Consider the following 20,988-nt stretch of genomic DNA (forward strand, 5'->3'; position numbering starts at 1 on the left):
GCGGGTTGGGGCGGGTTAGCCGTTCGCAACCTTGCGCTTGATCATCAGCGTGCCGTCCGCGCGCGGACCGGAGGCCTTCGGGGACCCCGTGCCCTTGCCGGCGGGGCGTTTGCCCGGCGCCGCATAGGCCGGGCGCTTGCGGTTGGCCGGGGCCGGGCCGCGCTTGGCGGGTGCCGGCTTGCCCATGGGCCGCGACTTCCGGGCCGCCGGCTCGGACCGCTCATCGCGGGATTTGCCGGGCTTGCGCGCGGGGGCGGGCCGTGCGTCGTCCTGGTGGGCCGACTGGCCGGGGCGGGGCGCCTGGCGGGTCAGCTCCAGCTTGCGATTCGCGACGTGGATGTTGCCCAGGCGGCGAATGGCAGCCTCGTCCAGCGAGGCCGGCAGATCGACATGGCTGTGGTCGTCGCGCAGCCCGATGCGGCCGATGTCGCGGCCGTTCAGCCCGCCCTCATTGGCGAGTGCGCCGACGATGGCGCCCGGTGCCACACCGTTGTTGCGGCCCACGGGCATGTAGTAGCGCACCATATCCGCTTCCGGCTCGCGATCCTTGCCGCGTGAGGGGCGCTCGCCCCGGGGCTTCGCGTCGCGACGACTGTTGCCGCGGTCGGTATGGGGCGCGCGGGCGGCGGCCAGCAGCGGGTCGGTACCCTGACGGGCGTTGGCATCCAGCGGGCTGTCGGCGGTGGCGAGGGCGACCAGGGCCAGGGCCAGGTCGCGTTCGGATACCGTGCCGTCGGCCAGCAGGCGCTCGACCAGGGCGTCGTGCGCGCTGGCCTGTTCACTGCCCAGCAGGGCCTGGACTTGTTCCGCGAAACGCGCCTCGCGACGGGCCTGGACGGCCTGGCGATCGGGAAGCGGCTGCTCGCGGACCGGCTTGCCGGTCAGGCGTTCGATGTCCTTGAGCATGCGGCGCTTGCGCGGCTCCAGGAACAGGATCGCGCGGCCCTTGCGCCCGGCACGGCCGGTACGGCCAATGCGGTGCACATAGACCTCGGCATCGCCGGGGGCATCGAAGTTGAAGACGTGGCTGATGCGCGGCACATCGATGCCGCGGGCGGCGACATCGGTCGCAACGATCACGTCCAGGCGGCCGTCGCGCAGGTCGCTGACGACGCGCTCCCGTTCGCCCTGTTCCATGTCGCCGTTCAGGGCCGAGGCCTTGATGCCGGCGAGGCCGAGGGCGTCGGCGATCTCCACCGTGGAGGCCTTGGTGCGGGCGAATACCACGGCGCCGTCGAGGTCGTCCTCGGTTTCCATCAACCGAGTCAGGGCCTCCAGCTTGTGGCGGGCGTCGACCAGGCAGTAGCTCTGGTCGATGTCGGTGCCGGCCTCGTTGCCGGCACCAATCTTGATCTCTTCCGGCTCGCGCATATGGCGATGTGCGATACGACGAATCGGGCCCGGCATGGTGGCCGAGAACAGGGTCGTCTGACGCGCTTCCGGGGTCTGCTCCAGGATCCACTCGATCTCTTCGACAAAGCCCATGCGCAGCATTTCGTCGGCCTCGTCCAGTACCACGACCCGCAGGGCCTCCAGGCTCAGCGTGCCCCGCTTGATGTGGTCCACCACGCGGCCAGGGGTGCCGACCACGATCTGCGGGCCCTTGCGCAGGGCGCGCAGCTGCTCGCCCATCGGCTGACCGCCGTAGACGGGCAGCACGTCGATGCCATCGAACCCGGCGGCGAATTCGGTCAGTGCGCCCGCGACCTGATTGGCCAGTTCGCGGGTCGGGGCCAGCACCAGTGCCTGGGGCACGCGCTCGCCGGCATCGATCAGGTCGATCAGCGGCAGGCCGAAGGCGCCGGTCTTGCCGGTGCCGGTCTGGGCTTCGCCCAGGACGTCGCGGCCTTCCAGCAATGCAGGGATACAGGCGGCCTGAACCGGGGTCGGGGTGGTGAAGCCCATATTCGACAGGGCACGAACCAGCGACTCGGAAAGCCCGAGCTGGGAGAAGGAGGGGGAATCGGACATTGGGGGTACTCACACAGGCCGGAAACAAAGGCCCGGCGAAAATCGGATGGCAACTGCCAACCCGGCATCATACACGAATCGGAGCCCTAACAAGCGAAAACTTCGGGGTTTTTTGTGCCAGACCAGCGAAGAATTAGAGGCATTCAATATAAATATTCGGTAATAACCTTGTTGTAAAACCGGAGTTTTTCTCTATCTTCGCCCGCTGTTTGGCCAATAGTTCCTGAACAAATACAGGAACGCCAGACGTAGACGCAGAAGGGGGCGGGGAGGTTCCCGTGCCATGTCGGTTCGGTAGCCGCCACACCGAGGTTGGTACATGCGGCCCGGTGACTGCCTTTCGTGATCGGCGGGAGTCGCGACGTCACGGGAACGCGATCACGGAAGACTTCTGCGCACTCCCTTGTTCAACACGGAGGTAGCACGCGCATGCATCGAAGAAATTTCTTGAAGGGCGGGATGGCGCTGTCCGCCGGGTTCGCGATTCCGGGCACGATGGGCCTGCTGGCCTGGGCGCCCCGGGCGCACGCCGAGGAGCTCAGCATTGATCTGACGGCACGGCGAGGCGACGTGACCATGATCGATGGTACGTCGGCGCGGATTTTCGGCTTTTCTGCCACGGGGGCGATGTCCTGGCCGGGTCCGACCCTGGTGTGCCAGGAGGGCGACACCATCACGGTCAATCTGCAGAACACGCTGCATACGCCGGTGGTGTTCCATGTCGGGGCCACCAATATTCGTTATCAGGCCAGTGCGCAGAACAACATCTCGTTCTCGTTCTCGGCGCCGCCGGCGGGTACGTACCTGTACTACGACGATCAGAACAATGGCGTCAACCGGATCATGGGCCTGCACGGGGCACTGGTGGTGATGCCCGCGGGGATCAAGGATCGGCCGTTCATTGGCGGACCGCAGTTCGTGCGCCAGTACAAGTGGCTGTTCAGCAATGTGGATCCGGCGTGGGGCGAACAGGTCCGCAACCTGGGGGATTACCAGGTCAGCTCCATCGACCCGGACAGCTTCGATCCGCGCTATTTCACGATCAACGGGCATGCGTACGAGAACACGCACGAGTACAACACCGAGTTGATGGGCCACTACGACGAGGCGGCCTATGTGCGAATGCTGAACGCTGGCGGGATCGTCCATGCCCCGCACTTCCACGGGAACCACGTGGAAATGGTGACGATCAACTACGAGCGCTTCAGTGCCCCGTTCAAGAACAAGGATGCTGTTTCCATGTTCCCGCTGGACGTGCGCGACGTGATCTATCCGTTCAAGGCTCCGCCGGATGCCTATCCGCCGGTCTCCGCCAATCAGATCCAGCACTTCCCGATGCACTGCCATTCCGAGATGTCGCAGACCGCGGGCGGGGGCTCTTATCCCCACGGCGCACATGCGCCGATCGTGATGGGGGCGGCGCCGTCGATGGAATCGGATCTGACCCAGAAAGTGGATGACCTGTCCTGATACAAGTTCGGCGCAACCAACGGATTGAAACGGAGCACAAGATCATGAGCAGAAATCGAGACGGCGGTGGCATGGGTGGCGGCGGTATGGGCGGTGGCTGCGATGCCGGTATCACCGGCAATTGCGGCCTGCATATCGACGCCCCGAATACCCCGAACCGCGTCACGCCCGATGTGGAATTCTTCCTGAACACCTTCATGCAGGGCAGCCAGATCATCAATGGTGTCGAGGTCCCTATCTGGGGCTTCAACATGGATGGTGGTATGGGTGGTGGCGGCATGGGCGGTGGTGGTGGCGGCATGGGCGGTGCCATGCCGTCCCCGCCGATGCGCGTGCGCCAGGGGCAGATCGTGCACACCCACCTCAATGCGATGGCGATGATGGCGCCGCACACGGTCCACCACCATGGCATCGAGCCCGATACCTTCAACGACGGGGTCGGTCACTACTCGTTCGATGTACTCGGGGAGTACACCTACCAGTGGCGGGCGTCGCAGGCGGGTACCTACTTCTACCACTGTCATACCAACACCGTTCTGCATGCCGAGATGGGGATGTACGGTGCCCTGATCATCGACCCCCCGAGCGGTCCCGGCACCGTGTACGAGGGTGGACCAAGCTACACGGTGGAGGCGATCTGGGCCGTGGACGACATCGACATGAACTGGCACTGCCTGCCCTGGGATTCCGCTCTCTGCGGGGGCGACGCGGGGTTGAATGACTTCAACCCGGAGATCTTCTGCATCAACGGGATTGGTGCGGATCTCAGCGAGACCGATCCCTCTGTGGTGGTCAACGCAAGTCGCGTGGACCGGGTCCTGCTGCGCTACATCATGGCGGGCTATGTCCCGCAGCGAGTGCGTTTTCCGGCCGAACTGGGCCCGATCCAGGTGGTCGCGGAGGATGGCCGGCCGCTGCCGCAGATCGAGACCATCCCGGCGGGCGGGGAGATCCTCATGACCTCCGCGGAACGTTACGACCTGATCTTCGAGCCGCAACAGGCGGGCTCGTTCCCGGTCGATATCGATTTCTTCGACTATCGGGCCGCGAACGGCATGCTGAAGCCGATCGGGTCGATCCGCACGCGGTTCAATATTTCCTGATGGAGGGGCCCACGAAACGTGGGCCTCGGGTTGGTAATACCGCCCCCGGCGATCGAGGGATCGCCGGGGCATTTTCTGGAGAAGCCATGCGACAGTTTTACAAATGCCTGGTCATGGCGGTCTGCCTTTCGGGTATGGCGGGCCCCGGCCTTGCCGATGACAGCGACAAGCGAGCGGAAGCCCTGTACCAGGCGGTGGCCAGCGGTGACACGGAACGGGTGCGTGATCTGATTGACGGCGGCGCCGATGTGAATCGCGCCCAGCGGCCCTGGGAACTGACCCCATTGCTCGTGGCGGTCGGCCTCGATGCGGAGCTGACGGACCTGCTGATCCGTGCGGGGGCGGACGTGAACGCGCGCGAGCGCGAGGGGGTAACAGTCCTGATGAAGGCCGTGCACGGCGGTGATGCAGCCGTGGTCCGGCGGCTCCTGAAGGAGCCGGCTCTGGACGTGGATGCAAGGGGCCCGAGGGGTAATACCGCGCTGACTTACGCCGTCCTGTATGGATATGCGGACATGGTGGCGGCACTGGTGGAGCAAGGGGCGGATGTGGATGTCGTGCGCGCCGATGGCACTACGCCGAAAGGGATTGCGCGGCACATGTACGCGCTGGCCGAGGCCATGCCCGGAGAAGAGGGGGAGGATGCGTCTCCAGGCGGTGCCCACGCCCATCATGGGCGCGGGACGCATGAGGTCCGCCATGATCCGCCGCATGAGGGTCCCCATGATCATCACCGGAGCCGCGCCGAGGCGGTGTCTTCCCATGGGCGCGTGCTCGGGATTCTGGTCGAGGCGGGGGCCTCGGTCGAGGGGGAGAAGGACACGCCGGCCGAGAGCCGAGGCGCTGGGGGGCATGGCCATCACCATCATTGAATGCGGCAGGGCTTTCGTTCCGTGCGGGAATGATGCCAAGCGAAGGGACGTCTGCTCTGAACCCCCGCCCGCGTGGCGTTGCCCCTAGCCTGCGTCTTTGAGTTGCTGGAAACGAGGGCTTCTTGTCGCGATCGCGGGCCCGGTATACGGTTCGCAAAAGGAATTTAGCTGGATTCGATATGTCGCTTAAACCAACGGATTTGTTCAACCTGCTGGCGGACGAGACACGGCTGCGTTCGCTGTTGCTGATGCAGGCGGAAGGGGAGCTTTGTGTGTGCGAGCTGACGCATTCTCTGGAGATGTCCCAGCCGAAGGTGTCGCGTCACCTGGCGGCCTTGCGTCAGCACAAGGTGGTGCGGACGCGGCGGGAGAGCAACTGGATCTATTACCGGATTGCGTCCGATTTGCCGGAGTGGGCGGGCGCGACCCTGCAGGCTGCCGAACGCGCGGCGGCGGGAGCGGAGCCCTATGCGGGGGACCGGGCGCGGCTGGCTACCGCGCCCAGCCGTGCCGAGTTCCTCGACTCGGCTTGATCAGCGCACCACCGGGATACGCGGCATGACAAAACGGCCGGCGCCCCTTGCAGGACGCCGGCGTTTTCGTTTGCACCTCCGGTGGAGCGGAGGTGATCAGTGCGGTTCGCGGTGGACGCAGGCCAGGATCGCGGTGGCGATGTCGCCGGGTTCGATACCCGGGGCATCCAGGCCGATCTCCTGCATGCAGGCGGTCGCGGCGGTTTGCAGGGCCTCCTGGTCCAGCGGCTGGCCGTGCAGGGCGTCGGCGATGCGGTCCATGCCGTCTTCCGGGAAGACCGTGAAATCGCCGGACAGCAGGAGATCCGCGATGTGATCGTCCTTCTCCATGAGCTGGGCCCGGATCAGGCCGCCGGCGGCCTTGTGGGCCCCCTCGGTCAGGTGGGTGCCCGCGGCGATCTTGACGCCCATCTCCACGAATTTGCGGCCCTTGCGGTAGGTCCATTCAGGGTCCGTGAGCTCGGCCATCTGTTCCTCGATGGCGGCGGTTTCCTCGGCGGTGGGCTCGCTCATCTCGACCTCGACGTCGAGATCGCTGGCCACCCGTTTCAGGAAGGCGTCGCGCACGGTCTCGCGGTCCGGCATCTCCCCGAGTTCGCGGGACAGCGTGGTGATGTAGTCCTCCATGCCGGCGCGCAGCTTGTCGCGGAACTTCTCCGACGGCACCTTGAGGCAGCGCGCCATGGTGGCGGTGTCGAAGTCGAACATGAAGCTGCCGACCATCACGGTGGCATTGCCAATGCTGGCGGCACCCGTGCCACCGATCTTGCGGCCGTCCACGTGGATGTCGTTCACCGGACGGAAGGTCGCGTTCACGCCCAGGTCCTGATAGGTGTTGATCACCGGGTCAATGAACTTCTTGTAGATGTCCGAGACGATCCGCGGCGCCTTTGACGATGGATAGATGAAGTGGAAGAACATCTGGTTGTGGTCCAGATAGACCGCACCACCGCCAACGTGACGGCGGATGATGGGCAGGTTCTGTTTCTTGCAGAAGTCCTCGTCCGCCTCCAGGGCGATCTCCTGGTGCAGGCCCACGCAGACGTAGGGATCGTCCGGGTTGACCAGGGTGAGCACCGGGTCGTCGTCCTTGCCCATGGCCTCGGCGATGCCGTGGTAGACGGCCTGGGAGCGCACGGCCGGCTGCTGGCCGAAGTCGATTACGCGTAAACGCATAGCGGTTTCCTTGTCTTGTTCGTGAGGCAGTCGCTCAGAATTCTGCATTCCAGGTGAGGCCGAAGCTGCGGCCCGGGGCCCAGATGTCCTGGACACCGTTGGCCGGGTCCAGGCGGGCTTCGGTCATTTCGTTGACATGCTCGCGGTAGGTCTTGTTCGCGATGTTGGTCACGCTGAAAGTGATCTCGTTGGAACGAAAGCCCGCGCTCGGCCCGAAGCGGTAGCCTACGGCGAGGTCGGCGGTGGCGAACCCGGAGGTGCTGCGCTCGGTTCCGTCGGTGAACGTGTCCGCCGTGCGGCTCTGAGGCGCTACGGCGCGCACACGCGCATCCCACTGCCAGCCCTGGGCCACGGTGTGGCTCAGGCCGATGCTGGCCTCCGGCGGCGGCATCTGGGTCAGCGGTTCGTCGAAGCGGCTGTCGCGGTTCTCGCCGCGGATCCAGGTGCCGCTTGCGTAGCCGGTGATCGCGTCGCTGAAGGCATGCTCCACCAGCGCCTCGACGCCATGGATGCGGGCCTCGTCGAGGTTGATGGTTTGCTTGATCGGAAATGGATCAAGAGCAACCACGCTTCCACCAATGTAGTCGCGGATCCGGCTCTCGTAGGCCGCGACAGTGTACGAGGTCGCGCCAATGTGGCCGCGGGCGCCCACCTCGAAGGTGCGGTTGCGTTCTGGGTCCAGCTGCGGGTCGCTCTGCCAGGTAAAGCCGTCGCTGTAGGGGTAGGTCAGGTAGCGCTCGAGCAGGCTGGCGGAGCGGTAGCCCTCGGATAGGCTGAAGTAGGGGTTGAAGGCCTCGTCCAGGTGCCAGGTGAGCCCGGCCGACCAGCTGAAGTTGCGATCGGTCTTGTCCAGAGGCCCAGGCACGTTCGCTGCGGCGTCGGCACTGCCGCGTACCTCGTCATAGCGGGCGCCAAGGTTGACGGTCGCCCAGTCAAGGTAGGTCTCGTGCTGGACGAAGACCCCTGCGGATTCAATTCTTCCATTCTCGACCAACGGGGTGGGCGCGGCATTTTCCGGTCGGAACCCGTTGGCCTCGGTGCCGATGAACGAAACGGGGCTTGCACGAAGGCGCCAGGCCTCGGCACCGACCAGGAGGATCTGGTCGTCGGTGGGGACGAGTTCGGTCTGGACGCGCAGGCCATCGGTGGTGAAGTCGGTATCCGAGGTTCGGTAGTCGCGGCCCAGTTGCGCGTTCCAGTCGTAGTTGCCCCGCGTGAGTTCGTGTCGATAGACAGAGGCCTCGACGCGCGGGGCCCAGGCGCCGGACAGTTCGCCCTCGTAGCGGAGTTCGAAGAGATCGCGTGTCTGGCGCGGGGTGTAGTGGGTGTTGGGTCCCAGAGGGGGCGCGCCAGCGGGTAGTCCGCTGGGATCGTTCTCGTTGAAGTTGCGCGAGGCGAGGTACCAGACGTCCTTGCGTTCGTCGCGCTGGGCGCGGAACTGGACCTCGTGGCCCGGCGCCAGCTTGCCGCGATAGCGCAGGTGGTAGGCGTTCTGTTCGGTGCCGGAATCGCGCAGGCGGTCGCCGTCGCCGTTCTTGTAGTCGTCGGTGTTCAGATACGCGGTGGACAGGTCCAGCACGTTGCGGTCGTTGGAGACGGTTACGCCGACCGCGCCGCGGATGCCGTCATCCACCGAGGTGACACCCAGGCGCGAGAAACCACGGGTCTCGGGCTCCTCGGTGAAGTCGCCGCCGCGGGTGATGATGTTGATCACGCCGCCCATGGCGCCGGCGCCATAGAGTACGGAGCCCGGACCGCGCACGATCTCGATGCGTTCGATCAGGTCCACGTTCACGTAGGACGCCAGTGAGCCACGCGCCGGCGGCTGCATGGCGTTGATGCGTACGCCGTCCACCAGCACCAGGACCTGGTCGCGCTTGAGGCCGCGGATGATCGGATCGGAGCCCACCGATCCGTCCACCGCGGTGGCGATGCCCGGCTGGCCCCGCAGCAGATCGCCCAGGGTGCGCGCCTCGCGGTTGCGGATCTCGCTGGACTCGATCACGGTGACCGAGGCGGGGGTCTCGTCGATCAGCGTCTCGTAGCCCGTCGCCGTGACCGACACGGTGCCCAGAGTGTGCGCGGCGTCCTGGGCGTGGGCAAGGGCGGGTGACGCAAGCAGACTGGCCAGCGTCAGCTGACCGACAACACGACGTTTCATGGCTGGATGGCTCCCCAATCGGTATTTCAGAGCGCGCTAAAGTAGGTTCGTGAAACACGAAGGGCAACTTACACCTCGAAGTGTCGGGCTCATTCAGGTTTGTGCCATGCCCCCCGGAAGGGGCCGCGAGAGGAGGGATCCGCCATGCTGGAACTGGGAATCGTCGCACTGACCACGTTCTTCGTGACCATCGGGCCGGTGGATGTGGCGGTGGTGTTCGCCGTGCTCAGTCAGGGCATGAGCCCGGCCCAGCGGCGAGCTATGGCGATTCGCGGGGCGCTGGTGGCCGGCGGTATTCTCCTGCTGTTCGCGCTGGTCGGAGAGGCGCTGCTTTCGATTCTGGGCATTTCGCTGGCGGCGCTGTATACCGCAGGCGGCATCCTGCTGCTGCTGATCGGGATCGATATGGTGTTCGCCCGCAGTTCCGGCGGCGTATCGGCGACGGCGGCGGAGACGCAGGAGGCCCGGACGCGCAAGGACCTGTCGATCTTCCCGCTGGCGACGCCGTTGCTGGCCGGCCCCGGCGCGATGGGAGCCGCCATTCTGATGATGAGCCGGGCCGAGGGCGATCCCGCCGCTCAGGCGGTGGTGCTGGGCGCGCTGGTCGCCGTGATGGTCCTCGCGTTGGTGTGCCTTCTGGTGGCCTCGCGGCTGCAGCACTGGCTGGGCGTGACCGGGGCGCATGTGCTGACGCGCATCCTGGGGGTCCTGCTGAGCGCGCTGGCCATGCAGTTTATCTTTGACGGGCTGCAGCGCAGCGGTTTGCTGGGGGCATGAAGGGACCGAGGGGATCCCGAGCGGGGGCCTGTCGCCTGTGGCGGCAAGGCCCCCGCGTCGCGTAGATCAGAGCAGGTCGTCGGCGATCGCGTCCATGCCGGCGGCCGCGCATTCATCGTCGATCTGACCGCTGGGCGCGCCGGAGATGCCGATGCCGCCGATAATGCGGCCCCCGGCCATGATCTGCTTGCCCCCGCCCAGGATGCTGACCCGGGGCAGATGCTGGATCCCGTAACCGGCCGCGCCGGGATCGGTCATTTCGCGCAGTTCCAGGGTGTCGGTGCGGAAGCTGACGGCCGTCCAGGCCTTGCTGATAGCGGTGTCCACGGTATGTGGCCCGGCGAAGCGATCACGCTTGAGCGCCTGGGGCGTCCCGTGGCGGTCGACCACCGCCGCGGTCACCTGGGTGTCGCGATCACGGCAGGCCTGTACCGCCGCCTCGGCGGCCTTGACCGCGAGTTCGGGGATCAGGGTGGGGGTATCGAACGTCCCCTCGCTGGCATGCAGTGGCGCGGCAGCCAGTACGAGGGCGATGGGGGCGGCAAGAGCGTAGCGCAGAGTCTTCATTACGGGCCTCCAGGGAGCCGGGGTTTCGCACCCTGATCACTAGATCGCCCGGTCGTGCCCTTCAAGCGGTCCACGATGCGCGCGGACCGGCTGCTCAGCCTGCTTGAAGAAACGATCCGTTTCGCCGGTAAGTTACTGTGTTTTCTTTATAAAACGCATCAAATAACGCTGGCGCGAGTGGTCGTCGAGCTGGCTCAGGCCGCGCCGCTGGCGACTTCGCGATCACGGCGGGCGAGGTCGCGCAGGGCATGGCGCAGGGCGGGCCGAAGCGGGGTATTCAGATGGGCGCGGGCGCGTCCCGGCGGTATCCCCTGAGCGCGGCAGAACAGACCCAGGGCATAGGCAAGATCATCGCGGGACAGCGCGGCTTCACGTTCGGCAGACGGGCCCTTGCAGGCACCGCACTGATTCACGCGGACCTGAAAGGCGGTATTGGCCAGCATTACGCCGAAGCCCATGCGGGTGGCCAGAAGCTCCGCGATGTGCGCCTCGTTGCCTTCCAGGGCCGGTGGGGTCTGGCGCGCCGTGGCGAGCAGACGCAGGGCGATCTCGCGTGCGAAGTGGGCGATCAGGGCCTGGGAATGGGGGACCAGTTCCGGATCGTAGGGGATACCCACTCCCGCGCTCTGGGCTGTCGTTCCGTTCGGGGCGGCGCGGGCTGTGCCCATGGCGTCCCACGGGACCGGGGCGTCCATCAGGTTGCCGGGATGCGAGAGCCGAAACGGGCCGTCGGCGAGCCCGGCATGCTCCAGAACGCGATCAAATACCAGCTGTGCCATCGCCTGCCGGTTGTCCGCCTGGCCGGGGAAGTGCTCGGCCGTGGGCAATACCAGATGCGCTTTGCGCAGAAGCGGGCCCAGGTGGGGTTCGTTCCCGGCCCAGTCGGAGATCGCGTGGATCCAGGCACGGCTTTCCGGGTCGAGGGCCGGCGCGCGTTGAAACAGGCGGGGGATGAGCGAGATCACATGAGATCCTGAACGGCGGATGTAGCCTTATTGTACGGCAGGCGATCGTCGGGTCGCGATCGCAAGGCGTGGCCCAAGTGACCAGGCGGACGGCCTGCTATGTTCGATAAACAGGTTGCGCATGAAACCGGATGCAGCAACCGGCCACAACCCGTGGAGGCGAGCATGAGTACGATGAAGGCGGCGGTTTTCGTCGAGCCGGGTCGGATCGAGATTCAGGATCGGCCCATCCCGGAGATCGGGCCGACGGATGCCCTGCTGCGGGTGACGACCACCACGATCTGCGGGACCGATATCCATATCCTCAAGGGCGAGTATCCCGTGGAGGCCGGGCGCATCGTCGGGCACGAACCCGTCGGGGTGATCGAACAGCTGGGCAGCGCGGTGACCGGCTACGAGGTGGGCCAGCGTGTGATCGCGGGGGCCATTACGCCCTGCGGGCAGTGCCATTCCTGTCAGGAAGGCATCTCCAGTCAGTGCGGTGGCAAGGCCATGGGGGGCTGGCAGCTTGGGAACACGATCGATGGCTGCCAGGCGGAGTACGTGCGTATTCCCAACGCCCAGGCCAACCTGACCCCGGTGCCGGACGGGCTCAGTGACGAGCAGGTCCTGATGTGCCCCGACATCATGAGCACGGGTTTCGGCGGTGCGGAGAGCGGGCACATCCATATCGGCGACACGGTGGCGGTGTTCGCGCAGGGCCCGATCGGCCTGTGTGCCACGGCGGGCGCCAAGCTGATGGGCGCGACCCGGATCATCGTGGTCGATGGCGTTCCGGAACGCCTGGAGACCGCCCGCAAGCTGGGCGCGGATGTGGCGATCAACTTCCACGAACAGGACCCGGTCGAAGCGATCATGGACCTGACCGGGGGCCGCGGGGTGGATGTATCCATCGAGGCCCTGGGGCAGCAGGAAACCTTCGAGGCCTGCCTGCGCATACTGAAACCGGGCGGGACGCTATCCAGTCTCGGGGTTTACTCGGGCAAGCTATCGATGCCGCTGGACGCAATCGCGGCCGGACTGGGCGACCACACCATCGTGATGACGCTGTGCCCCGGCGGGAAGGAGCGCATGCGGCGGCTGATGGAGGTGGTCGCTTCGGGGCGCGTGGACCTGACGCCGATGGTGACGCACCGCTACAAGCTGGCCGATATCGAGGCCGCCTACGACCTGTTTTCGCATCAGCGCGACGGCGTGCTGAAAGTGGCGATCACGCCGTAGGGAGCCACTGACGGAACCAGGCCGCCGCGAGGTCTGCCGCCTGCTCCAGCGTGTCGGGTTCCTCGAACAGATGGGTGGCGCTGGGGATGATCTCCAGATCGCAACGGGCGTGCATCAGCGCCTGCGCCTGGCGATTGAGCTGGATGACGGTGGTGTCGAGGCCGCCCACGATCAGCAGCGTGGGGCTTTCCACCCGTTCCAGGGCGTTACCCGCCAGGTCCGGACGGCCGCCGCGCGAGACGACCGCCCGGATCGCTTGTGGCGCGGCCGCGGCGGCCCGCAAGGCAGCGGCCGCGCCGGTGCTCGCGCCGAACAGTCCCAGCGGCAGGGCCGCCAGGGTGGGCTGTGCCGTCGCCCATTGGCAGGCCTGCACCAGCCGCCGGCCGAGCAGCTCGATGTCGAAGCGATTGGCGTAGGTCCGGTCCTCCTCCTCGGTCAGGAGGTCGAACATCAGGGTGGCCAGGCCGCTGTCCTGCAGGGTGCCGGCGACCTGGTGATTGCGGGGGCTCAGGCGGCTGCTGCCGCTGCCATGCGCGAAAATGACCAGCCCAATGGGCGACCCGGGCAGGTCGAGGATGCCCTGGTGGGGATCGCCATCCAAGACGAGGCTTACGTTACGGTCCTCAGCGGGAGACATCGGGGCGTTGCGACTGGTGGACCGAGGCGAGCAAGGCGATCACTTCGTCATCCGAGGTCTGCTCGAAGTCTTCGTAATAAGCTCCGACCGACCCGCGGAAATACTCTGGGATATCCAGGGTGACCAGTTCGTCTGCCTCGGTTTCTAGCAGCGCGGCGGTCTCCGCCGGCGCGACGGGGATGGCCACGACGAGCTGGCGGGGCCGGCGCTGGCGGGCGTCGCGGATCGCGGCCCGCATGGTCAGGCCAGTCGCGATCCCGTCATCGACGATGATGGCCATTTTGCCGGTCACCTCCGGCGCGGGTGCCGTGCAGTACAACTCGCGCCGGCGCCGGGCCTCCGAGCGCTCGCGCGCCTCGGCCTGCTCCAGCCAGTCGGGATCCACGCGCTCCGCCTCGCGCGGATTGCAGACCCGTTCGCCGTGTTCCGGTACGGCACAGATGGCGTACTCGGGGTGGAACGGGTGACCGATCTTGCGCGGGATCAAAAGGTCCAGGGGCATGCCCAGATGCCTCGCGACCGCAGCGCCCAGCGGCACCCCGCCTCGTGGCAACGCATAGACGACCCCGGGCTGACCTCGATAACGGTCCAGGGCGCGGGCGAGCCGCTCACCGGCTTCATTGCGGTCTCGGAAGCGCATGCGGGCACCTCGCGCAGGGGGTTACTCCCGTGAGTGTAGGCCACCGTATCGCGCACCGGGGAACGCCAAAAGGAAAGGCCCGGGGCCAATGGCGCCCGGGCCTCGCGAGGAGATGGTCTGGTCGAGGGGCTTAGTTGAAGGCTTCCCCGGGCTTCACGCCCATGGCCTTCAGGATCATCGCCAGCGGGCAGAAGCCGGTGAAGGCGGACTGCAGCAGGTTGAAGCCAACGAACAGGGTCAGGATCAGCCACATCGGGGTGAAGAGCCAGGCGAGGATGGCGCTGATGATCACGACGGTGCCGGCAAAGGCGAGGACGATGCGGTCAATGCTCATGGATGATGCCTCCGGGTTTCGTATTAGTAATCGCTAATATGTAGTCTGTCGCCCGTGATTACAAGGGGTGCGGGGCGGTCGCACCCTACGGGGAACGTTGAGCCCAAAGTGGCCTGTAGGGACTCAGCGGAAGATCTCGCCAGGCTTCAGCCCCATCGACTTCAGGATCATGATCAGGGGGCAGAAGCCGGTAAACGCGGCCTGAATCAGGTGGACGCCGATAAAGGCCGCGAGCAGCAGCCACCAGGGGCTGACCAGCCAGGCGAGCAGGGCACTGACCAGGACCACGATCCCGGCGAACAACATGAAGAAACGGTCTGTGGACATGATGACTCCTCCTTGTGTGTGGAGCCTTGGGGTTCTGTCCATGGGCCTTCCGGAGACTGTTCCGCCAAGTAGAGTTCGCGATCATTCCGCGAGAGGGCGCTGGACAACAACCGATAGTTCGAGATTACACCCAGCAGGCGGTCCGTCAAGGCAGCCCGACATCGGTGGCGGTTGTGTATTCAGCGAGAACCGGGGAGTCCGAAAAATGGAGCCGGCGACAGGAGTCGAACCTGCGACCCTCTGATTACAAATCAGATGCTCTACCAACTGAGCTACACCGGCCTGGTGTCGGGGAGTCGTGCGCCCCGGGCGGGCCCTGGCGGAGGGCCCGAGAAAATGATGGTGCCGGGAGCGAGAATCGAACTCGCACTCTGTTGCCAGAACCGGATTTTGAGTCCGGCGCGTCTACCAGTTCCGCCATCCCGGCTTGTGGGGTGCCGGAGAGATGCCGATGGGTCGGCGTCTCCCCGCGGCACACGGATGTGCCGTCGGAATCGCCCTCAACGGGGGTGGATTCCAAAGCAGGCTGCAAAACGCGTTTGCAGCGCTGCGCGCGCTGAAAAAGCCAGGTCGACTTTGTTCAGCGCGACCGTAGTGTAGCGCAGGTTTCCCGTGGCAGAAACGGGCTTCGCGGGCCGGGGCATGCCGCGCCGCGCTGGCGTGGCGCGTGGTAGCATCGCGCGCCATGCGTGTTGCCGACTTTGATTACGAGCTCCCGCCGGAGCTGATTGCCCAGTATCCGCTGCCGGACCGTGTGGGGTCGCGCCTGCTGGTGCTGGAGGACGAGCGCCCGCGGGATGCCGGGTTTGCGGAGATCGAGAACCTGCTGCGCCCGGGCGATCTGCTCGTGCTGAACGACACCCGAGTGATACCGGCGCGGGTATTCGGGCAGAAGGAGAGCGGGGGCCAGGTCGAGGTGCTGGTCGAACGCATCGAATCGACCGGGCAGGTGCTGGCCATGGTTCGGGCCAGCCGGGCGCCAAAGGTGGGAACCCGCCTGCGGCTCGCGGATGCCTTCACCGTTGAAGTGACCGGGCGCGAGGGGCCGTTCTTCCGGCTGGTTCTGGTTGAGGCCGGGGACGTGCTGGCTCTGTTGCGCACGCACGGCCATGTGCCACTGCCGCCGTATATCGAGCGGGCTGACGAGGCCCATGACGCGGATCGCTACCAGACGGTGTTCGCCCGCCGCGAGGGTGCGGTCGCCGCCCCCACCGCGGGGCTGCATTTTGACGACGCGCTGCTCGCGCGGCTGCGGGAGGCGGGGGTGGAGACGGCGACGGTGACCCTGCATGTGGGGGCCGGGACCTTCCAGCCAGTCAAGGTGGAGGACACCGCCGCGCACGAGATGCATGCGGAGTGGCTGGAGGTCTCGCCCGAGGCCTGCGCCGCCGTGGCGGCGTGCAAGGCCCGCGGCGGGCGTGTGGTGGCAGTGGGCACGACATGCGTGCGCTCGCTGGAGACCGCAGCGGCCGGGGGCGCGCTTGAGCCGTTCCAGGGCGAGACGCGGCTGTTCATCCAGCCGGGCTACACGTTCCGCGTGGTGGACCGGATGGTGACCAATTTTCATCTGCCACAGAGCACGCTGCTGATGCTGGTGGCTGCGTTCGCGGGCTATCACCGGATCCTGGATGCCTACGCCCATGCGGTCGCGCAGCGGTACCGGTTCTTCAGTTACGGCGATGCGCTGTGGCTGGCGCCGGGGCGGGCCGATGACCTCCCGCCCAGCCTGAGCGCTGATACCGGAGGCTCCGATGGAGTTTGAAAACCTGGCCGCCGATGGCCCGGCGCGGCGCGGCCGCCTGCATTTTCCGCGCGGGACGGTCGAGACGCCCGCATTCATGCCGGTGGGGACCTACGGCACGGTCAAGGCGATGACCCCCGAGGAGCTGCGCGAGCTCGGGGCGGAGATCATCCTGGGCAACACCTTCCACCTGATGCTGCGGCCGGGCACGGAGGTGATCCGGGCGCATGGCGATCTGCACGACTTCATGCACTGGGAGGGACCGATCCTGACCGATTCCGGCGGCTTCCAGGTGTTTTCCCTCGCCGAGATGCGCAAGATCAGCGAGGAGGGCGTGCGCTTCCAGTCGCCGGTGGATGGCTCGAAGGTGCTGATGACGCCGGAGTCGTCGATGCAGGTGCAGCGCGAGCTGGGCTCGGACATCGTGATGATCTTCGACGAGTGCACGCCGTACCCCGCCACGGAGGTCGAGGCGCGCCAGTCCATGGAATTGTCCCTGCGTTGGGCGGCACGTTCGCGCGCGGCGCATGGCGACAACCCGGCGGCCCTGTTCGGGATTGTGCAGGGCGGGATGTATCCGGAGCTGCGCCGGGAATCGGCGGAAGGCCTGCAGGCGATCGGCTTTGACGGCTATGCGATCGGGGGATTGTCGGTGGGCGAGCCGGAGGACGAGCGGCTGCAGACCCTGGACGTGACCCTGCCGCTGTTGCCGCCGGATCGCCCACGCTACCTGATGGGCGTGGGACGCCCGGAGGATATCGTCGAGGCAGTGCGTCGCGGCGTGGACATGTTTGACTGCGTGATGCCCACCCGCAACGCGCGCAACGGTTTTCTGTACACCCGCGAGGGCGTGCTGCGCATACGCAATGCCCGTTTTCGCGAGGATACCGGGCCGATTGACCCGGAATGTGGCTGCTACACCTGTCGTCACTATTCGCGGGCCTATCTCAAGCATCTCGACAAGTGCAACGAGATCCTCGGCTCGCGCCTGGCGACCACCCATAATCTGCATTACTACCAGGACCTGATGCGCGGAATGCGCGAGGCAATCGCGGCGGGGACGCTCGATGCGTTCGTCGCCGATTTCTATGCGCGGCGCGGCATGGCCGTCCCGCCTGTGCCATAATCCGCGCGTTATTTTTCGTGCCGTCCGGCTGCGGTTTTCGCGGCGGGGCGGGGCTCGACCCGAACCGACAGACGGAGTGTTTCGATGGACTTTCTGATTTCTGCAGCGCATGCCCAGGAAGGCGGAGCCGCCGGCGGCGGCATGATCGAGTTCCTGATCATGATCGTTATTTTCTTCGCGATCATGTACTTCCTGATCATCCGTCCGCAGAGCAAGCGCGCCAAGGAGCATCGCAACATGGTCGAGGCGCTGTCCAAGGGTGACGAGATCGTCACCAACGGCGGTGTGGCCGGCAAGATCACCGAGGTCAGCGACGACTTCATCAAGGTTGATATCGCCGATGGCGTAAACGTGGCCGTGCAGAAGCAGTCGGTCGCCTCCGTGATGCCCAAGGGCACGCTCAAAGACCTTTAAACCCCGCCCTTCAGGGTCTCCGAATATGCGCAATTCCTATCCGGCGTGGCTGTACGCCCTGATCGTCGTGGTCGTTCTGGGTGCGGGGCTGTACGCCGCGCCCAACCTGTTTCCGGAGGACCCGTCGGTCCAGATCGGGAATCCGATGACCGGCGAGATCGACGAGAACATCCGGGACCTCATGGGCACCATCCTGGGTGCCCAGGGCGTGACGCCAAAGCAGGTCGAGGAGCAGGACGACGGTCAGATACTGCTGCGCTTCGAGACCACCGACGAGCAGTCGGCCGCCGCCGAGATCCTGCGCAACGCCCTCGACGACAACCATACGGTGGCCCTGAACCTGGCCCCGGCCACGCCGAACTGGCTGCGGGCGATCAATGGCCAGCCGATGGCCCTGGGCCTCGACCTGCGCGGCGGGGTGCACTTCCTGATGGAGGTGGATCTGGAGGCGGTGATCGGCACGGCGATGGAGCGCTACGCGAACGAGTTGCGCGGGCGCATGCGCGACGAACGGCTGTCCTTTGACACGATCGAACGCAGCTCCAGCGACCTCACCGTGATGTTCGGCAACGAGGCGAACTATGAAGCGGCCGAAAGCTGGCTGACCCGCGAGTACCGCGGCGAACTGGAGTGGGACGTCCGCGGCTCCGGCGACTCCATCCGGATGGTGGCGACTCTGGACGACGACCACCTGACCGAACTGCGGCGGCAGGCCCTGCAGCAGAACATCTCGACCCTGCGTTCGCGCGTGGACGAACTGGGCGTGGCCGAGCCGATCATTGCCCAGCAGGGCGAGAACCGCATCGTCGTGCAGCTTCCGGGGGTGCAGGACACCGCCCGGGCCAAGGAGGTGCTGGGTGCGACGGCGACGCTGGAGTTCCGCCTGGTTTCGGAATCCGGGGACCCGATGGAGGCGGCGGAGTCCGGCCGTGCGCCGTCGGGCACGCGTCTGTATCGCGAGCGTGACGGGACGCCGGTGCTGCTGCAGCGCCAGGTCATGCTGACCGGTGACTACATCACCGACGCCTCTTCCGGTATTGCGCAAGACACCGGCGGGCCGGCCGTGTTCATCAATCTGGATGGCCAGGGGGCGCGGATCTTCTCGCGGGTGACCTCGGACAACGTGGGGCGCCTGATGGCCTCGGTGTTCATCGAGACGACCACCGAGACGGTGGAGGAAGACGGTGAGCAGGTCCTGCGGACCTCGCGCAGCGAAGAGGTGATCAACGTTGCGCGCATCAACGAACCGCTGGGTCGGCGCTTCCAGATCTCGGGGCTGGACAGCACCCGCGAGGCACGCAACCTCGCGCTGCTGCTGCGTGCCGGGGCGCTGGCCGCGCCGATGTCCATCGTGGAAGAACGCACGGTCGGGCCAAGCCTGGGGCAGGAAAACATCGACCGCGGCATGCAGTCGGTGGTGATCGGCTTTATCGTCGTGATGATCTTCATGATCCTCTACTACCGCGTGTTCGGCCTGATCGCGAACGTGGCACTGGCGCTGAACCTGATCTTCATCGTGTCGGTGCTCTCGATGCTGCAGGCGACACTGACCCTGCCGGGGATCGCGGGGATCGTGCTGACGGTCGGTATGGCGGTGGACGCCAACGTGCTGATCTTCGAGCGCATACGCGAGGAGATCCGCAACGGATTGTCACCGCAGGCGGCGATCTCGTCCGGCTATGACCGGGCCTTCACGACTATCGCGGACGCCAACGTGACGACGCTGATTGCGGCCCTGGTGCTGTTCCTGTTCGGTACCGGTCCGATCAAGGGCTTCGCGATCACGCTGTCGATCGGGATCATCGCTTCGATGTTTACCGCGATCATCGTGACCCGCGCCATCGTCAATCTGACCTACGGGCGCCAGCGCCGGCTGACGCGCCTGGCCATCTGAGCGCCGGGAGACCCGCATGCTTCCGCATCTGAATTTCGCCGAATCGAATATCGATTTCCTGGGCAAGCGCAAGATCACGATCGCCATCTCGCTGATCCTGATCCTGGCTTCCATCGCCATGCTGGCAACCCGCGGCCTGAACTTCGGGATCGACTTTACCGGGGGCACCCTGGTGGAAGTCGGCTACCCCGAGGCGGTCGAGCTGGATCCGATCCGCGAGACCCTCGCGGCTGGTGGCTTTGCCGGGGCCCAGGTGCAGACCTTCGGGACCTCGCGCGATGTGCTGATCCGTCTGCCGCCAAGCGAAGACGACGACGATCCGGCCATGCTGTCCAACCGGGTGCTGAACACGCTGCAGGATGGTGGACCGCAGGACCCGGACCTGCGGCGGGTGGAATTTGTCGGCCCGGCGGTCGGGGAGGAGCTGCGCGAGCAGGGCGGCCTGGCGATGATCTATGCCCTGGCGGGCATCCTGATCTACGTGGCGGTTCGCTTCGAGTGGCGGTTCTCCATCGGTTCGGTGCTGGCGCTGGTGCACGACGTCCTGATCACCCTGGGGATCTTTTCGTTGCTGCAGCTGGAGTTCGACCTGGGCGTGCTGGCAGCGGTACTGGCGGTGATTGGCTACTCGCTGAACGACACCATCGTCGTGTACGACCGAATACGGGAAAACTTCCGGGTCCTGCGCAAGCAGGGGACGGAGCAGGTAATGAACAACGCCGTCAACAAGACCCTGGCGCGTACCATCGTCACCAGTATGACAACCCTGCTGGTGCTGTTCTCGCTCGCGTTCCTCGGTGGGGCTGCACTGCAGAACTTCTCGATCGCCCTGATTATCGGGGTCATTGTCGGGACCTACTCGTCCATCTTCATTGCGGCGACGGCGGCCTTGATGCTGGGCGTTGACCGTCAGGTCCTGCTGCCGGTGAAGAAGGAAGGGGCCGAGGAAGATCAGACGCCCTGAGGGGGGCGTCACACCGGGTTGCACGTTGCGGCCCGGAAAGAAAAAGCCCGGAGCCGCAAGGCCCCGGGCTTTTTTCGTGTCGGACAGGCCGCCTG

20 protein-coding genes and 2 tRNA genes are annotated in these 20,988 nt (G+C 66.0%); 11 read left to right on the forward strand and 11 right to left on the reverse strand.

Annotated elements, in window-relative coordinates; translation table 11 throughout:
* Positions 1 to 15 precede the first annotated feature (15 nt).
* Entirely contained in the window at positions 16 to 1,971 is a 1,956-nt protein-coding gene (locus F627_RS0106730) for a DEAD/DEAH box helicase (protein ID WP_019583629.1), read from the reverse strand.
* Between the two features lie 459 nt (positions 1,972 to 2,430).
* On the opposite strand from F627_RS0106730, the gene F627_RS0106735 reads away from it, so the two are divergent.
* From F627_RS0106735 to F627_RS0106750, 4 genes are all read left to right on the forward strand, one after another.
* Positions 2,431 to 3,441 carry a multicopper oxidase domain-containing protein gene (locus F627_RS0106735; RefSeq protein WP_018875350.1) on the forward strand — a complete coding sequence of 337 codons (1,011 nt, stop codon included), beginning with the start codon at positions 2,431 to 2,433 and terminating at the stop codon, positions 3,439 to 3,441.
* Positions 3,442 to 3,485: 44 nt separating this feature from the next.
* Positions 3,486 to 4,544: a multicopper oxidase domain-containing protein gene (locus tag F627_RS0106740; protein ID WP_231366570.1), complete on the forward strand. Its 1,059-nt coding sequence runs from the start codon at positions 3,486 to 3,488 to the stop codon at positions 4,542 to 4,544.
* An 86-nt stretch (positions 4,545 to 4,630) separates the two neighbouring features.
* Entirely contained in the window at positions 4,631 to 5,416 is a 786-nt protein-coding gene (locus tag F627_RS0106745) for an ankyrin repeat domain-containing protein (RefSeq protein WP_018875352.1), read from the forward strand.
* 179 nt (positions 5,417 to 5,595) lie between these two features.
* A complete protein-coding gene (locus F627_RS0106750; protein WP_018875353.1) occupies positions 5,596 to 5,949 on the forward strand; it encodes a metalloregulator ArsR/SmtB family transcription factor in 354 nt (117 codons plus the stop codon).
* A 96-nt stretch (positions 5,950 to 6,045) separates the two neighbouring features.
* Here the strand turns inward: F627_RS0106750 and F627_RS0106755 are convergent, their stop codons facing one another.
* Complete coding sequence (locus tag F627_RS0106755) at positions 6,046 to 7,125, reverse strand: lipoate--protein ligase (RefSeq protein ID WP_019583630.1); 1,080 nt, start codon at positions 7,123 to 7,125, stop codon at positions 6,046 to 6,048.
* Between the two features lie 34 nt (positions 7,126 to 7,159).
* Positions 7,160 to 9,286, reverse strand: coding sequence for a TonB-dependent siderophore receptor (locus F627_RS0106760; protein WP_019583631.1), 2,127 nt, complete (start codon positions 9,284 to 9,286; stop codon positions 7,160 to 7,162).
* A 144-nt stretch (positions 9,287 to 9,430) separates the two neighbouring features.
* Here F627_RS0106760 and F627_RS0106765 point away from each other — a divergent pair, with 144 nt between their 5' ends.
* Positions 9,431 to 10,063: a MarC family protein gene (locus tag F627_RS0106765; RefSeq protein WP_018867375.1), complete on the forward strand. Its 633-nt coding sequence runs from the start codon at positions 9,431 to 9,433 to the stop codon at positions 10,061 to 10,063.
* Between the two features lie 66 nt (positions 10,064 to 10,129).
* Here the strand turns inward: F627_RS0106765 and F627_RS0106770 are convergent, their stop codons facing one another.
* Positions 10,130 to 10,630: a heme-binding protein gene (locus F627_RS0106770; RefSeq protein WP_018867376.1), complete on the reverse strand. Its 501-nt coding sequence runs from the start codon at positions 10,628 to 10,630 to the stop codon at positions 10,130 to 10,132.
* Between the two features lie 194 nt (positions 10,631 to 10,824).
* Positions 10,825 to 11,595, reverse strand: a complete 771-nt coding sequence (locus F627_RS0106775; protein WP_019557975.1) for a hypothetical protein — start codon at positions 11,593 to 11,595, stop codon at positions 10,825 to 10,827.
* 165 nt (positions 11,596 to 11,760) lie between these two features.
* On the opposite strand from F627_RS0106775, the gene F627_RS0106780 reads away from it, so the two are divergent.
* Positions 11,761 to 12,816 carry an NAD(P)-dependent alcohol dehydrogenase gene (locus F627_RS0106780; protein ID WP_026332047.1) on the forward strand — a complete coding sequence of 352 codons (1,056 nt, stop codon included), beginning with the start codon at positions 11,761 to 11,763 and terminating at the stop codon, positions 12,814 to 12,816.
* On the opposite strand, the gene F627_RS0106785 is transcribed toward F627_RS0106780, so the two are convergent.
* The 6 genes from F627_RS0106785 to F627_RS0106810 form a co-directional block, all read right to left on the reverse strand.
* A complete protein-coding gene (locus F627_RS0106785; RefSeq protein WP_026332048.1) occupies positions 12,806 to 13,453 on the reverse strand; it encodes a dienelactone hydrolase family protein in 648 nt (215 codons plus the stop codon). The two genes, F627_RS0106780 and F627_RS0106785, sit on opposite strands and share 11 nt — an antisense overlap.
* Positions 13,440 to 14,093, reverse strand: coding sequence for a phosphoribosyltransferase (locus F627_RS0106790; protein WP_026280539.1), 654 nt, complete (start codon positions 14,091 to 14,093; stop codon positions 13,440 to 13,442). The genes F627_RS0106785 and F627_RS0106790 overlap by 14 nt, the downstream gene beginning before the upstream one ends.
* A 130-nt stretch (positions 14,094 to 14,223) precedes the next feature.
* Positions 14,224 to 14,427: a DUF2892 domain-containing protein gene (locus F627_RS0106795; RefSeq protein WP_018867381.1), complete on the reverse strand. Its 204-nt coding sequence runs from the start codon at positions 14,425 to 14,427 to the stop codon at positions 14,224 to 14,226.
* A gap of 123 nt (positions 14,428 to 14,550) precedes the next feature.
* Complete coding sequence (locus tag F627_RS0106800) at positions 14,551 to 14,754, reverse strand: DUF2892 domain-containing protein (RefSeq protein WP_018867382.1); 204 nt, start codon at positions 14,752 to 14,754, stop codon at positions 14,551 to 14,553.
* Between the two features lie 206 nt (positions 14,755 to 14,960).
* A tRNA-Thr gene (locus F627_RS0106805) sits at positions 14,961 to 15,036 on the reverse strand.
* 58 nt (positions 15,037 to 15,094) lie between these two features.
* Positions 15,095 to 15,181 (reverse strand) — tRNA-Leu (locus tag F627_RS0106810).
* A gap of 258 nt (positions 15,182 to 15,439) precedes the next feature.
* On the opposite strand from F627_RS0106810, the gene queA reads away from it, so the two are divergent.
* The 5 genes from queA (at position 15,440) to secF (ending at position 20,893) form a co-directional block, all read left to right on the forward strand.
* Positions 15,440 to 16,516 (forward strand): tRNA preQ1(34) S-adenosylmethionine ribosyltransferase-isomerase QueA, encoded by a 1,077-nt coding sequence (gene queA / locus F627_RS0106815; protein ID WP_019583634.1) that lies wholly within the window; start codon positions 15,440 to 15,442, stop codon positions 16,514 to 16,516.
* On the forward strand, positions 16,506 to 17,621 hold the full coding sequence (tgt, locus tag F627_RS0106820) for a tRNA guanosine(34) transglycosylase Tgt (protein WP_019583635.1): 1,116 nt from the start codon (positions 16,506 to 16,508) through the stop codon (positions 17,619 to 17,621). The genes queA and tgt overlap by 11 nt, the downstream gene beginning before the upstream one ends.
* A gap of 84 nt (positions 17,622 to 17,705) precedes the next feature.
* Complete coding sequence (gene yajC, locus F627_RS0106825) at positions 17,706 to 18,035, forward strand: preprotein translocase subunit YajC (RefSeq protein ID WP_018867385.1); 330 nt, start codon at positions 17,706 to 17,708, stop codon at positions 18,033 to 18,035.
* A 25-nt stretch (positions 18,036 to 18,060) separates the two neighbouring features.
* Positions 18,061 to 19,929, forward strand: coding sequence for a protein translocase subunit SecD (secD, locus tag F627_RS0106830; RefSeq protein WP_019583636.1), 1,869 nt, complete (start codon positions 18,061 to 18,063; stop codon positions 19,927 to 19,929).
* Between the two features lie 16 nt (positions 19,930 to 19,945).
* Positions 19,946 to 20,893 (forward strand): protein translocase subunit SecF, encoded by a 948-nt coding sequence (secF, locus tag F627_RS0106835; RefSeq protein WP_018867387.1) that lies wholly within the window; start codon positions 19,946 to 19,948, stop codon positions 20,891 to 20,893.
* Positions 20,894 to 20,988 lie beyond the last annotated feature (95 nt).

This window comes from Thioalkalivibrio sp. ALE16 (genome assembly GCF_000381305.1).
In the GTDB taxonomy this organism is placed as follows: domain Bacteria; phylum Pseudomonadota; class Gammaproteobacteria; order Ectothiorhodospirales; family Ectothiorhodospiraceae; genus Thioalkalivibrio.

Bases quoted from the DNA above. Each gene is read 5' to 3' on its own strand.
- F627_RS0106735 (WP_018875350.1), top strand. From the start codon at position 2,431: ATGGCGCTGTCCGCCGGGTTCGCGATTCCGGGCACGATGGGCCTGCTG.
- F627_RS0106750 (WP_018875353.1), top strand. From the start codon at position 5,596: ATGTCGCTTAAACCAACGGATTTGTTCAACCTGCTGGCGGACGAGACA.
- tgt (WP_019583635.1), top strand. From the start codon at position 16,506: ATGGAGTTTGAAAACCTGGCCGCCGATGGCCCGGCGCGGCGCGGCCGC.
- F627_RS0106745 (WP_018875352.1), top strand. From the start codon at position 4,631: ATGCGACAGTTTTACAAATGCCTGGTCATGGCGGTCTGCCTTTCGGGT.
- F627_RS0106800 (WP_018867382.1), bottom strand. From the start codon at position 14,754: ATGTCCACAGACCGTTTCTTCATGTTGTTCGCCGGGATCGTGGTCCTG.
- F627_RS0106770 (WP_018867376.1), bottom strand. From the start codon at position 10,630: ATGAAGACTCTGCGCTACGCTCTTGCCGCCCCCATCGCCCTCGTACTG.
- F627_RS0106785 (WP_026332048.1), bottom strand. From the start codon at position 13,453: ATGTCTCCCGCTGAGGACCGTAACGTAAGCCTCGTCTTGGATGGCGAT.
- secD (WP_019583636.1), top strand. From the start codon at position 18,061: ATGCGCAATTCCTATCCGGCGTGGCTGTACGCCCTGATCGTCGTGGTC.
- F627_RS0106760 (WP_019583631.1), bottom strand. From the start codon at position 9,286: ATGAAACGTCGTGTTGTCGGTCAGCTGACGCTGGCCAGTCTGCTTGCG.
- F627_RS0106755 (WP_019583630.1), bottom strand. From the start codon at position 7,125: ATGCGTTTACGCGTAATCGACTTCGGCCAGCAGCCGGCCGTGCGCTCC.
- F627_RS0106780 (WP_026332047.1), top strand. From the start codon at position 11,761: ATGAGTACGATGAAGGCGGCGGTTTTCGTCGAGCCGGGTCGGATCGAG.
- F627_RS0106740 (WP_231366570.1), top strand. From the start codon at position 3,486: ATGAGCAGAAATCGAGACGGCGGTGGCATGGGTGGCGGCGGTATGGGC.
- yajC (WP_018867385.1), top strand. From the start codon at position 17,706: ATGGACTTTCTGATTTCTGCAGCGCATGCCCAGGAAGGCGGAGCCGCC.
- F627_RS0106765 (WP_018867375.1), top strand. From the start codon at position 9,431: ATGCTGGAACTGGGAATCGTCGCACTGACCACGTTCTTCGTGACCATC.
- queA (WP_019583634.1), top strand. From the start codon at position 15,440: ATGCGTGTTGCCGACTTTGATTACGAGCTCCCGCCGGAGCTGATTGCC.
- F627_RS0106730 (WP_019583629.1), bottom strand. From the start codon at position 1,971: ATGTCCGATTCCCCCTCCTTCTCCCAGCTCGGGCTTTCCGAGTCGCTG.
- secF (WP_018867387.1), top strand. From the start codon at position 19,946: ATGCTTCCGCATCTGAATTTCGCCGAATCGAATATCGATTTCCTGGGC.
- F627_RS0106790 (WP_026280539.1), bottom strand. From the start codon at position 14,093: ATGCGCTTCCGAGACCGCAATGAAGCCGGTGAGCGGCTCGCCCGCGCC.
- F627_RS0106795 (WP_018867381.1), bottom strand. From the start codon at position 14,427: ATGAGCATTGACCGCATCGTCCTCGCCTTTGCCGGCACCGTCGTGATC.